Origin of the sequence: Flavobacterium sp. 1, assembly GCF_002797935.1 — a bacterium.
In the GTDB taxonomy this organism is placed as follows: Bacteria; Bacteroidota; Bacteroidia; order Flavobacteriales; family Flavobacteriaceae; genus Flavobacterium.
This window is the reverse complement of record NZ_PGER01000001.1, coordinates 3,639,900-3,653,347: the sequence shown is the minus strand read 5'-3', so window position 1 is coordinate 3,653,347 and position 13,448 is coordinate 3,639,900. Positions and strand designations below refer to the sequence as shown.

Below are 13,448 nucleotides of genomic sequence, written 5' to 3'. Positions count from 1 at the left end.
GGTTTAAGGTTTTAAAAGTTTAATATTGTTTAAAGGTAAAGGTTTAAGGGTTTAACGCAGTTGGATTTTAAGCAACACTAAAGAATCCAAACCGGATTAAACTTTTAAACAATATTAAACTTTTAAACCATGTAAACTATTTTCTAAAATTCCGCATTTTGAGGTGTTCTCGGGAACGCAATTACGTCACGTATGTTTGTCATTCCGGTTACAAAAAGTACCAGTCTTTCAAATCCAAGTCCAAAACCGGAGTGAACAGCCGAACCAAATCTTCTAGTATCCAAGTACCACCATAATTCTTCTTCGTCGATTCCTAAGGCTTTCATTTTTTCGACCAAAACATCAAAACGTTCTTCTCTTTGCGAGCCTCCTACGATTTCTCCAATTCCAGGGAAAAGAATATCCATCGCACGGACCGTTTTTCCGTCTTCGTTCAAGCGCATGTAGAAAGCTTTGATGTTCGCTGGATAATCAAATAAGATTACAGGACATTTAAAGTGTTTTTCTACCAAATAACGCTCGTGTTCCGATTGTAAATCAGCTCCCCATTCGTTGATGATGTATTGAAATTTTTTCTTTTTGTTTGGAGTCGAATCTCTTAAAATATCAATCGCTTCAGTATAAGAAACGCGTTTGAAGTTGTTTTCTAAAACAAAATTTAATTTTTCCAGCAAAGCCATTTCACTTCTTTCAGCCTGTGGTTTTGATTTTTCTTCTTCCAAAAGTCTTCCTTCCAGAAACTTTAAATCATCGGCACATTTTTCCATTGTGTATTTAATTACATATTGGATAAAATCTTCTGCCAAATCCATATTGTCATCCAAATTATTGAAAGCCACTTCTGGTTCAATCATCCAAAATTCAGCCAAATGGCGTGAAGTGTTCGAGTTTTCTGCTCTGAATGTTGGTCCAAAAGTATAAATCTGTCCCAAAGCCATTGCAAAAGTTTCGCCTTCCAATTGTCCAGAAACCGTTAAGTTAGTGTGCTTTCCGAAGAAATCTTTTTTATAATCAATAGCGCCTTCTTCGTTTTTAGGTAAATTATCCAATGGCAGCGAAGTCACTTGGAACATTTCCCCAGCACCTTCTGCATCTGCTCCTGTGATGATTGGCGTATTTACATATACAAAGCCTTTTTGCTGAAAATAGCTGTGAACTGCATACGATAAAACCGAACGCACACGCATAATCGCTCCAAAAGCATTTGTTCGAACTCTTAAATGCGCATTTTCACGCAGGAATTCCAGTGAATGTTTTTTAGGCTGCATCGGGAATTTCTCTGGATCGGAGTCTCCCAATATTTCAAGTTTAGCAACCTGAATCTCATATTTCTGTCCAGCACCTTTGCTCTCGATCAAAGTTCCTGTAACCGAAACTGCAGCGCCAGTTGTAATTCTCTTTAAAGTTTCATCAGGAGTATTTTCAAAATCGACAACACATTGTATATTATTGATAGTTGAACCATCATTTAAGGCAATAAACTGATTATTTCTAAAAGTTCTAACCCAGCCTTTGGCATTAATTTCCTGTAAAGTTGTTGTACTGTTTAATAAGTCTTTAACTTTTGTGTGTCTCATTTTAATTTTAGATTTTAGAGTTCTAATTTTGATTAAAGGAAAATCGGTGTTTTAATCTAAATGCAAATATAAATCATTTGTTTGTAATTGCCATTGTGGGATATAGTGTATTAAGGAGCAATTTTCTCCTATCCGCTATATCTTTTGTTTTTTATAGGAAAAAGGAAAAGAATAATGTTTTGAACACAATTGTTAATTCCTGAAAATAGAAATTAAACACAAAATTGTAGCTGAGTTTTTGGAAGATTTTGGAATTTGAAATTTAAAGTTAATGAAAAAATCAAATATTTAATTCTATATATTTAATGTATAGCATTGATATATAGGTGTATGACAATTTTTCAATCCTGTTCTGAAAAAATGGCAGTTCTTTCAAATGGCATATATTTTGTTTTTCTATTCTTAAACTTGTGCAAGTTTAAAAAAATATTTGTTTAACAATTTTAAAAGTAAACAGTTATGAATTTTATTAAAAGCAATGGGGGTCAAGCTCCTGCTTTACATCGTTTGTTTTTTGATGATATCTTTGGCCGTGATTTTTTCAATTTGGAAAATAACAATTTTTCAACAACAAATACTACGCTGCCTTCTGTAAACATCAAAGAGACTAAAGACAGCTACGAGGTTGAAGTCGCCGCTCCAGGTATGAACAAAAATGACTTCAAGATTACACTTGACGGTAACCACTTGGTTATTTCTTCGATGAAGGAGCATGAACTAGCTACTGATGACGAAAATTTCAGCCGTAGAGAGTTTAGTTACCAATCATTTCAGAGAAGTTTCGAATTACCTAAAAACGTAGTGGATGAGGATAAAATAATAGCTCATTATGAAAACGGACTTTTATTGTTGTCTATTCCAAAACGTGAAGAGGCTAAACAAAAACCTCCAAGGATGATCGAAATTTCGTAAACTCTAATTAATTACCTGTTTGAAAGCTGCCATGCATTGGCGGCTTTCTTCTTTGTGAAAAATCAAAGTGGGTGTCACAATTATTTTTTAGCATACACAATGAATAATCGAAAAGTCATGTTTAATTAGTAAACTCAATATAATTTAAATAAAAAAACCGCAAAGCAAATTGTTACTTTGCGGTTTTTTGTGTCTCTGCTCTTTGCGAGAAATATTTGTCGTAAAGGACATAAAGCGATATAGTGATTTCTACTTTTTCTCAAAATCATCAATCTCTTCGTCCGTGAATTCCAGGATTTCAATTTTTGGCTCGATAAATTCCTGTTCGTTTGCCAATGTTTTGTTCAGGGTTAAAACCAAAGCAGGCAATAACATTAAATTAGACAGCATTCCGAACAATAAAGTCAGCGAAACTAACCCGCCAAGTGCAATAGTACCGCCAAAACTAGACAGCATAAACACCGAAAATCCAAAGAACAATACAATAGAAGTATAGAACATGCTCAAACCGGCATCGTTAAAAGTAGCATATACTGATTTTCGGATTTTCCAGTCGTTTTTCTTTAATTCTTCTCGGTATTGCGCCAAGAATCGGACGGTATCATCTACCGAAAGACCAAAGGCAATCCCGAAAACCAATATCGTTGAAGGTTTCAGCGGAATATCAAAAAAGCCCATAATTCCGGCGGTTAACAGTAACGGCAATAAATTTGGAATAATAGAAACCAAAATCATTTTAAAGGAACGGAACATAAATCCAATTAAAAGTGCGGTTAGGAAAAAGGCAAAAACCAATGATGAAAGCAGATTGTTCAGCAAGTAGCCTGTTCCTTTCTGGAAGACCAATGCTTTTCCCGTAATAGTTACATGATATCTGTCCGGAGGAAAAATTTTATCGGCTTTTTTGCGGATTTCAGCTTCAATTATAGGCATTACGCCTCCGTTATCATCACGCATGAAAGTGGTAATTCGGGCAAATTGACCTGTCGAATCTACGTAGCTTTTCATCAAGTCACCTTTGCCTTTTTTGGTGGAATTTTTGGCATACGACAAAATGAAAGCCTGTTCCTGTGAAGTCGGCAATTCGTAATATTCCGGGTTTCCGTTATAGTAAGCCTGTTTGGAATATTTTACCAGATTTACAATCGAAATAGGTTTTGATAGTTCAGGAATTTCATCAATTGCAGTTTCCAGTTCTTCCATTCGCTTGAGTGTAGAAAGTTTCATGACTCCTTTTTTATGTTTGGTGTCAATCATGATTTCCAAAGGCATTACTCCGTCAAATTCTTTTTCGAAGAAGAGTATATCCTTAAAAAAAGGCGCTTTTTTAGGCATATCTTCTATTATACTGCCAGAGATGCGCATTTTGTAAATTCCGATAATACTGATTACAAGCAATGAAACAGCAACCACATAAATAGAAAAACGGCTTTCTTTTACATTCCGCAAAATCCAGTCCATAAATGATTTTACATAACCTCTGTCAAGGTGTTCAATATGACGGTCTTTTGGTGCAGGAATGTAACTATGAAATATTGGAATCACTATAATACACAAAAAGAACAATGCCAGAATGTTAATCGAAGTTACGTTTCCAAACTCAATAAGCAGTTTGTTATTTGAAGTTATAAAAGTGAAAAAACCAATTGCGGTAGTTACATTAGTCATAAGAGTTGCCATTCCTACTTTGGTAGTAACACGCTGCAGTGCTTTGGCTTTATTTCGGTGGATTTTGTACTCCTGATGGTATTTATTGGTAAGGAAAATACAGTTCGGAATTCCAATTACAATTATTAAAGAAGGAACTAAAGCCGTTAAAACAGTGATTTCATAATTTAACAATCCTAAGAAACCAAAAGACCACATTACCCCAATAATCACAATAACTATTGAAATTAAAGTGGCTCTAAAACTTCTGAAAAAGAAAAAGAAAAGCAATGAAGTTACTAGTAATGAGGCTCCTATGAAAAGACTTATTTCACTTATAATAGTCTGCGAATTAAGTGTTCGGATGTAAGGCATTCCAGAAACACGAAGGTCTATTTTGGTTTCTTTTTCAAATGCTTCTACGGCAGGAACTAATCGGTCTGTAATAAAATCCTTTCTGGCTGGAGTATTTACAATTTTTTTGTCCAAATAAATGGCTGAACGTATTGTTCCTGATCTTTTATTGAAGAGCAGTCCTTCGTAAAAAGGCATATCATTAAAAAGCTCTTTTTTTATTTTTTCAAGATATGCTTTGTCTGTGGTTTTGCTTTGATCAACAAAAGGAACTAATTCGAATTTTTGAAGAGGTTCGTTTTTTTGTAATTTCTTTAGATCATTTATCGAAATAACTAAATCAACTGCTTTGTCTTCTTTTAGGCTGTTCATTAATTTTGCCCATGCTGCGTAAGCTTTTGGGGTGAAAAATGTTTTGTCCTTTACACCAATAATGACCAAATTTCCTTCTTCGCCAAACTTGTCTAAAAAGGCTTTGTATTCTATATTTACAATATTGTCATCGGGTAACATATTGGCTTCTGTATGCGTAAAATGGATGTTTTTCCATTGCATTGCCAATAAAGCCGTTATCGCTGCAACAATCGATAACATTAAAATTCTATTTCGAAGTACGACTCTGGCTATTAATTCCCAAAACCCCAAGCTAAACCATTTGATCATGTCAATTTTTTAAAATTTACAAAGGTAGTTAAAACAGCTATAACGCTTGTGTTTTCAAGAATGCTTTTTGTTAATTTAATTGTTAATTTTTTATTTTTATTTTGAATCAAAGTGACGTTGTAGCTTCTAATTTATATATATTTGATTTTTTTAGGTTGATACGAATTTATTGAAGGGTGTCTTATGAAAAAGTACAGAAATACATTGTTTTATTTGGGAGTTACAGGCGGTTTTACCGCATTAATGTATTGGATTATAAATAAAGGAAAACTTCTGGAGCACAAAGAGACCATCGTTCATCCATTGGGCAGCAGTGATTCCTGGAATGATTTTCTGATTTCAATGCTTCACAACATACAGGATCCATTGGCTATTTTATTGGCACAAATTATAATGATTATCCTTGTGGCCCGTTTTTTTGGATGGTTTTTCAAAAAAATTGGACAGCCATCAGTAATTGGTGAAATTATTGCCGGAATTGCACTTGGGCCATCTCTTTTGGGACTGTATTTTCCTGATTTTTTTCATGCCCTTTTTCCAGCCAATTCATTAGAAAACTTAAAATTTTTGAGCCAGATTGGACTGATACTTTTTATGTTTGTAATTGGAATGGAGCTCGATATCAAAGTGTTGAAGAACAGGGCAAAAGAAGCTGTTGTTATTAGCCATGCAAGTATCGTTATTCCGTTTGCATTAGGTATTGGACTGGCTTATTTTGTTTATAATCGTTTTGCCCCGGAAGGGGTTAAGTTTCTTTCTTTTAGTCTGTTTATGGGTATTGCTATGAGTATTACCGCATTTCCAGTTCTGGCGCGTATTGTTCAGGAAAGAGGCATGCATAAAACCAAGTTGGGAGCTATAGCCATTACCTGTGCAGCCGCCGATGATATTACCGCTTGGTGTTTATTGGCTGTTGTAATTGCTATTGTAAAAGCAGGAACTTTTGAGAGTTCGATGTATATAATTTCATTAGCAGCAATTTATGTACTGACAATGATTTATCTGGTAAAGCCTTTTTTGAAAAGAATTGGTGATTTGTACGGATCCAAAGACAGCTTGAGTAAACCCGTTGTTGCTATCTTTTTTTATTGTTAATCATATCTTCCTATGCTACTGAACTGATTGGTATTCATGCGCTGTTTGGTGCTTTTATGATGGGAGCCATTATGCCCGATGTTCCTAAATTCAGAACTGTATTTATTGCGAAAGTTGAAGATGTATCAGTAATACTGTTGTTGCCTTTGTTTTTTGTATTCACGGGTTTGCGTACCGAAATAGGTTCATTAAACGAGCCTTATTTGTGGAAAGTGACCGGTTTTATCATACTTGTTGCTGTTGCGGGTAAATTTTTAGGAAGTGCTTTAGCAGCAAAATTCGTGGGACAAAGCTGGAGAAACAGCCTTATCATTGGGGCTTTGATGAATACCAGAGGTTTGATGGAATTAATTGTTTTGAATATTGGATTGGGACTTGGAGTTCTTACGACTCAAGTTTTTACAATGATGGTAATTATGGCTTTGGTGACTACTTTTATGACCGGACCTGCGCTGGATTTAATCAATTATATTTTTAAGACTACCGATATTTCTGATCATGAAGAAGAAATCGATCAAAGCAAGTATAGAATTCTGATTTCTTTTGGGAACAATGAAAAAGGGAAATCGTTGCTGCGTTTAGCTCATAGCTTGGTTAAAAAACAAAATGAATCTACCAGTATTACTGCGCTGCATTTGTCTTTGAGCGATGAAATGCATTCCTTTAATATGGAAGATAAAGAGAAAAGCAGTTTTAGTCCAATTGTGAAAGAAGCGGTTATATTGAAACAGGAAATTACAACTGTTTTCAAGGCAACACTGGATGTTGAATCAGAAATAATTGATATTGCTAATCAAGGAGATTATGATTTATTAATCGTTGGTTTAGGGAAATCCATTTTTGAAGGTACTCTGTTGGGCAAAGTAATTGGTTTTACTTCCCGAATAATTAATCCCGAACGATTACTGGATAAATTTACAGGTAAAGAAGGTTTGTTTGTCAATTCTCCATTTGATGAAAGAACCAGACAGATTGTATTGAAAGTTAAAATGCCATTGGGAGTTTTGATTGATAAAGAATTGAAAGAAGTAAATCATGTTTTTGTGCCTATTTATTGCCCTGAAGATTCGTTTTTGATTGATTATGCCCAAAAATTAATTTATAACAATAATACTTCGGTTACCTTTTTGGACATGAAAGGACACATGGAGTCTAATTTTGTTATTGCAAGCGCCATCGGTTCTTTAAAGCAAAAATTTCACAAGAATGTAATTCTGAATAACGAATCTATTCTTTATGATGAATTTTTGATGAAGCAAGATTTAATGATTGTAAGTTTGGACAGCTGGAAAGACTTGTTGGATTCCCGCAGCACTTGGCTAAGCGGCGTGCCTTCGGTATTGATTATAAAGCCATAATCATGAACTGGATTTTACTCATCATAGCAGGTTTATTTGAAGTAGGTTTTGCTGCTTGTTTGGGCAAAGCCAAAGAAACTTCGGGGGTGACATCGACTCTGTGGATGGTTGGTTTTTTTATAGCGCTTTCGATTAGCATGACGCTTTTGTACAAAGCTTCTCAAACTTTGCCAATCGGAACTGCTTATGCAGTCTGGACAGGAATAGGTGCGGTAGGAACTGTCTTAATTGGTATTTTTGTATTCAAAGAACCGGCAACTTTCTGGAGACTTTTCTTTTTGTTTACTTTGATATCGTCTATAATTGGGCTGAAATTCGTGTCGTCTCACTAATTCATATAAAATGAATAACACACAAGAAAACAACACTCTCTTATATGTATTACTGGTAATTATTCTGGTATTCGTTGTGGTGCTTTGCTATCTTGTTTATCGATTGATTGAATCTGGCAAAGCCAAAAAAAGCGTTGAAGAGAAATTTGGTCTGCTTGAAATGAAAGTCAACAATCTGCAATTGGAAACATTAGAATCCAAACTCAATCCGCATCTTTTCAAAAACATTCTCAATTCAATTCAGTCGCATGCGTACCAAACGTATTTTGCTTTGGATAAATTGGCTAATGTTTTGGATTATATTTTGTACGAAAGCCAGAAGAAATTTGTTTCCCCAAAAGAAGAAATCCAATTTGCCTTGAATCTGATTGAAATTAATAAAATTAAAGTGAGTCCGCTTTTTGAATTGAAAGTGAAAACCAAGATTAATGAAGGAGAAAAGCTGTATGAGCAAAATCTTTTGGCACCTTTAATTTCGATTGATCTGATTGAAAATGCCTTTAAGCACGCTGATTTACAAAGTGCCGATGCTTTTATTTCAATTTTGTTTGAATTCAAGGACAATTGTTTCTCTCTTACGGTTTCCAATAAAATTTCCGAGAAAAAAGCCTTAAAAAAAGAACGAAGCGGTATTGGCGCAGCAACATTGGAACAACGATTAAAAATTATATACAAAAATCAGTTCAAATTGGATAAATTTGTCGAAAACGACATTTATATTGCGCATTTAAAAATCAATCTTCTTGAATACAAAAATCAAATGCTTACTGCTTGACGATGAATTGCCGGGTTTGACTTACCTGAAAATGCTCTGTGAACAAATTCCGGAATTAGAAGTTATAAAAGCATTCAACGATCCTCAAAAATTATTGGACGAAGTTCCCAAACTTGATTTTGATTTGTGTATTTCAGATATCGAAATGCCGGGAATTGATGGTTTGACTTTAGCGAATCTGCTTCAAAATAAACTGATAATTTTTACCACCGCCTACAAAAATTACGCTGCCGAAGCTTTCGACATTAACGCTGTAGATTACATCACCAAACCAGTTACCAAAGAGCGTCTGGAAAAAGCCGTTGCTAAAGCATTGGAACGATTCCAAAAACTGGATGTTTCCAAAAAATTTATTCATCTGAATACTGATAAAGGTAAGTCGTTATTGTACTTCGACCAGATTCAATACATCAAAACAGCACCGGTTGACAGCAGGGATAAGGAAGTGTATTTGGCTGACGGCAGTATTTTAATTCTGAAAAACATCAATTTTGGTTCATTATTGAATCAGCTTCCTAAAGCTGAATTCTGCAGAGTGAATAAAAAAGAAATCATTGCTTTGACTGCAGTTCAGTTTTTTAATCACAATGAAATTACGCTTACACTACAGGAGGGAAAAGGAAAACCAGCTGTATTAGTTTTGAGCGAAACGTATAAAAATGATTTTTTGGATAAAGTGAAATTATAACTTAACTTCGTTGGTCGTGATCTTTAACTACATAGTATTAGAAAAGAGCTTAATGAGCTATTTTACTTCTCGCAGCAACTCTAAATATTTTTATTGTTTCTTTGAAAAGATAAAAACATAAAAAGCCCAAACAAAATTTCAATAAGCGCACCAGTTAATAAAGTGCCAAAAGGCTGCACATTATTTTTAAATAATAAACATGCCGCAATTCCTAAAACAGCTCCTAAAATCCAATAAAGCTTAATTCCGTATATAGAAGAAAATGTCAAATATCTTCCGCCAATAATCAGAAGCATGCCTTGAAAAAACCATTGTGTATGCTGTAATGAAAGCCCAAAAGCAATAGGTATGCACATAATCATAAATATTGTCCCTTCCATCCCCAGATTTCCTAATGGATTTCCCTTTGTATGATTTCCGCTTAGTCCAATTGTCTTGTAGAGCAGTATACTTACAGGATGGATAAGCATTCCTCCAATTAAAAGCGTCCAAACTGCCTGGCTAGCTGAATATTGATAGGCTACAATTGCAGAAATGAGCCAAGAAAGTCCTGAAACAATTATGCCTAAGGAACCATTTGCATAACCTCTGCGCATGTCTGTTTGAAATTGTACAAGAGTGCCAGTCATATTTATTGAGTCATTTAAAGATTTTTCAGCCATTTTTTCAGATATTTTTATTAGTTAATCGTCAACTGTTTTTTTTATGCTTATCATGAATATTGTAATTCTAGAGCGGGTTTGGAATTATGTTAGTTTTCCTTGCATTATATCACGGACTTTTTGTAATTCACCAATATTTGGTTGTTCCTTTAATTTTAGTTGAATCATATTTTGAATTAATTTATACCGTTGAAGTAAAACCATTTCATTTGTTAAATTTGATAGTACAGAAAACATTATATGCTGATTATTTACTTTTAGCACAATTTCTTCAAAAAAGGCTCTTAATTGTTTTAGTATTTCCCAACCTAGTTGCAAATTAAAACTTAACTCAATTTCGTGTCTATTTTTATCAGTATGTGCATAAAACTTATCACGTAGAATTTTTATACTTTTTAAATGTAAATTTTCTATACTTTTAATTTCGTCTCTGATAAAATTCAATCTTTCTAATTGTATTTCGCTATTTTTCCATACTATTTTTTTTCTGTTTGTAATTAAAAAATTAACGGATGAGATTATACTAAAATCTTCTTTTGAGTCAAGAATTTTAGCAAGCTCAATCACAAAAAGTTTATACGAATTTCGATATATACGATAGAATGAAGGTGAATTTTCAATTATAGTTTTAAAATACACTGAATCTGGATTCATAATTGAGATTAAATCAGATTTTAGATATTCTAACTCAAATATAATTAAAGTAGTTTCTTTTAATTTAGCTTCTATCATATATTAAATTTGTTTCGCTACACTAAGCTTGTGCTTAACTTGTGTACACCAGCCACAAAACGCCTTCAATCCACCTAGTTTTGCTTGGCTTTCTGTTATAAAAAGTGCAGGTGTTTATCTAGCGAATATATAAATAAAAGTTTACAAATCATGAAAAAGACTTTTAGGTAACTAAATGTTTACAAATCTTAAAAAGAATTTTGTCTGTTAAATGTTAGTTTATTTTTTTTATTTGTGAAATTACACTTAATAACTTAACTTATTACAAAGTTTTACGGTCTTATTACATCGCCTAAAAATTAGATTGCAATTCATTTTTTGCCTCAAAAATCTGTTCTCATATTTGCATGAAAATTTAAATTAATTTTAAAAGAGTGTCGTATGAAGAATATTAAAAATTCTTTTTTCTATTTGAGCATTATAGGCGGATTTTCTGTTTTGATTTATTGGATTATTCTAAAGGGAAAAACATTGGAATTTGGGAGGGATATTGTTCCTCACCACATAGAAAATGGGCATTGGAATGATTTTTTGACATCAATGACTCAAAATTTACAGCACCCTTTGGCTATTCTTTTGGCACAAATTGTAACTATAATTTTGGTTGCCCGTTTTTTTGGCTGGGTTTGCAGAAAAATTGGACAGCCAACAGTAATTGGCGAAATGATTGCCGGTATTGTTTTAGGACCTTCTTTAATTGGGATGTATTTTCCGGAATTTTCGGGAATGCTGTTTCCAAAAGATTCATTAGGCAACTTGCAGTTTTTAAGCCAAATTGGGTTAATCCTTTTCATGTTTGTGGTAGGAATGGAACTTGATTTGAAAGCACTCAAAAACAAAGCGCATGATGCCGTAGTAATCAGCCATGCCAGTATTATAATTCCGTTTGCTCTAGGTTTGGGCTTGGCTTATTATATTTATTATTCTTTTGCTCCGGAAGGAGTTGAGTTTCTTTCTTTTGGGCTGTTCTTGGGAATTGCTATGAGTATTACTGCTTTTCCGGTTTTGGCCGGAATCGTTCGGGAACGCGGGATACATAAAACTAAATTAGGGGCAATTGTAATCACTTGTGCCGCAGCCGATGATATTACGGCCTGGTGTATTTTGGCAGCTGTAATTGCTATTGTAAAAGCGGGTTCGTTTACCAGTTCGCTGTATGTTATAGTATTGGCTGTATTATATGTAATGCTGATGCTAAAAGTCGTTCGTCCTTTTCTAAAAAAAGTGGGTGATTTGAATTCGACAAGAGAAAGTCTGAGTAAACCTGTTGTCGCTATTTTCTTTTTAACTTTATTACTGTCTTCTTATGTTACAGAATTAATAGGGATTCATGCTTTGTTCGGAGCTTTTCTGGCTGGTGCTATCATGCCCGAAAATAATAAATTCCGTTCTATTTTTATCGAAAAAATCGAAGACGTGTCGGTGGTTGTTTTGCTTCCTTTGTTCTTCGTTTTTACAGGTTTGAGAACCCAAATCGGATTGATTGATGATCCGCATTTATGGAAAATTACGGGAGTTATTATTATGGTTGCGGTGGCTGGTAAATTTTTTGGAAGCGCACTTGCCGCAAAGTTTGTAGGTCACAGCTGGAAAGACAGTTTGTCTATTGGGACCTTAATGAATACAAGAGGTTTAATGGAATTGGTCGTACTGAACATTGGGTATGATTTAGGTGTTTTGTCCACCCAGATTTTTACGATGATGGTAATTATGGCTTTGGTAACAACCTTTATGACTGGGCCGGCTTTGGATTTAATCAACTATATTTTTAGAGATAAACCGACCGTTATTCCTGAAGAAATCAGTAAAAAGAGCAAATATAAAATACTTATTTCTTTTGCCACTGCCGATAAGGGCAAACTGTTGCTGAAAGTAGCTAACAGTCTGGTTAAAAAACAAGGCGGAAACACCATCGTGACAGCAATGCACTTGTCGTTGAGTTCAGAACTGCATTCGTTTGATGTCAAAGATCATGAAAAGGAAGTCTTTTTGCCGGTTATTTCCGAGTCCGAAAATTTGGGACAAAAAATTGTTACGCTGTTTAAAGTGTCCAATGACATTGATTCTGATATTACCGAAACGGCCAATCATGGTGATTATGATTTGTTACTGGTTGGTTTGGGACAATCTATTTTTGAAGGGACATTACTTGGAAAAGTGCTGGGTTTTACAACACGAATTATCAATCCAGACCGTTTTATTGATAAAATTACCGGGAAAGAAGGTTTGTTCGAAAACTCTCCTTTTGATGAAAGAACCAGACAAATTATCGCTAACAGCAAAATGCCTGTTGGAATCCTTGTCGATAAAGAACTGGAAGAAATCAATCGGGTTTTTATACCCATTTTCTCTGTTGAAGACGGTTTCCTGATGGAATTTGCCCAAAAACTGATACACAATAATGGTTCTCAAATTACAGTTTTGGATTCTATGAGCGAAGCCAGAAAAAATAGGGAAATTCAAGAAGTTGTCCGTTCCATCGAACAGATAGCGCCTAATCATATCATGATGACGCAGGAAAGAACCATCAAAAAAGAATTTTTGGAACAACAGGATTTAATGATTATTAGTTTAGAAAGCTGGAAAAAACTTATTGATTCGCATAGCACTTGGTTAAATAATACGCCTTCGGTACTGATTATTAAATCTTAAT

9 protein-coding genes and 1 pseudogene are annotated in these 13,448 nt (G+C 34.3%); 6 read left to right on the top strand and 4 right to left on the bottom strand.

Annotated elements, in window-relative coordinates; all coding sequences use genetic code 11:
* Positions 1-143 precede the first annotated feature (143 nt).
* Positions 144-1,577 carry an asparagine--tRNA ligase gene (gene asnS, locus CLU83_RS14760; RefSeq protein ID WP_100432315.1) on the bottom strand — a complete coding sequence of 478 codons (1,434 nt, stop codon included), beginning with the start codon at positions 1,575-1,577 and terminating at the stop codon, positions 144-146.
* Between the two features lie 459 nt (positions 1,578-2,036).
* Between asnS and CLU83_RS14755 the strand changes: the two genes are divergently transcribed.
* Entirely contained in the window at positions 2,037-2,489 is a 453-nt protein-coding gene (locus CLU83_RS14755) for an Hsp20/alpha crystallin family protein (protein ID WP_100432314.1), read from the top strand.
* Positions 2,490-2,738: 249 nt separating this feature from the next.
* On the opposite strand, the gene CLU83_RS14750 is transcribed toward CLU83_RS14755, so the two are convergent.
* Entirely contained in the window at positions 2,739-5,153 is a 2,415-nt protein-coding gene (locus tag CLU83_RS14750) for an RND family transporter (RefSeq protein WP_100432313.1), read from the bottom strand.
* 183 nt (positions 5,154-5,336) lie between these two features.
* Here CLU83_RS14750 and CLU83_RS14745 point away from each other — a divergent pair.
* The 4 genes and pseudogenes from CLU83_RS14745 (at position 5,337) to CLU83_RS14730 (ending at position 9,401) form a co-directional block, all read left to right on the top strand.
* Positions 5,337-7,606: pseudogene (locus tag CLU83_RS14745) on the top strand (cation:proton antiporter).
* A 2-nt stretch (positions 7,607-7,608) separates the two neighbouring features.
* Entirely contained in the window at positions 7,609-7,938 is a 330-nt protein-coding gene (locus CLU83_RS14740) for a multidrug efflux SMR transporter (protein WP_100432312.1), read from the top strand.
* 10 nt (positions 7,939-7,948) lie between these two features.
* A complete protein-coding gene (locus tag CLU83_RS14735) occupies positions 7,949-8,713 on the top strand; it encodes a sensor histidine kinase (RefSeq protein ID WP_100432311.1) in 765 nt (254 codons plus the stop codon).
* The gene (locus CLU83_RS14730; protein ID WP_100432310.1) at positions 8,682-9,401 is read left to right on the top strand and encodes a LytTR family DNA-binding domain-containing protein; all 720 of its coding nucleotides are present in this window, start codon (positions 8,682-8,684) and stop codon (positions 9,399-9,401) included. Before CLU83_RS14735 ends, CLU83_RS14730 begins: the two co-directional genes overlap by 32 nt.
* 80 nt (positions 9,402-9,481) lie before the next feature.
* On the opposite strand, the gene CLU83_RS14725 is transcribed toward CLU83_RS14730, so the two are convergent.
* Entirely contained in the window at positions 9,482-10,063 is a 582-nt protein-coding gene (locus CLU83_RS14725) for a hypothetical protein (protein ID WP_232727122.1), read from the bottom strand.
* Between the two features lie 84 nt (positions 10,064-10,147).
* Complete coding sequence (locus tag CLU83_RS14720; RefSeq protein WP_100432309.1) at positions 10,148-10,795, bottom strand: hypothetical protein; 648 nt, start codon at positions 10,793-10,795, stop codon at positions 10,148-10,150.
* Positions 10,796-11,176: 381 nt separating this feature from the next.
* On the opposite strand from CLU83_RS14720, the gene CLU83_RS14715 reads away from it, so the two are divergent.
* A complete protein-coding gene (locus CLU83_RS14715) occupies positions 11,177-13,447 on the top strand; it encodes a cation:proton antiporter (protein WP_100432308.1) in 2,271 nt (756 codons plus the stop codon).
* Position 13,448 lies beyond the last annotated feature (1 nt).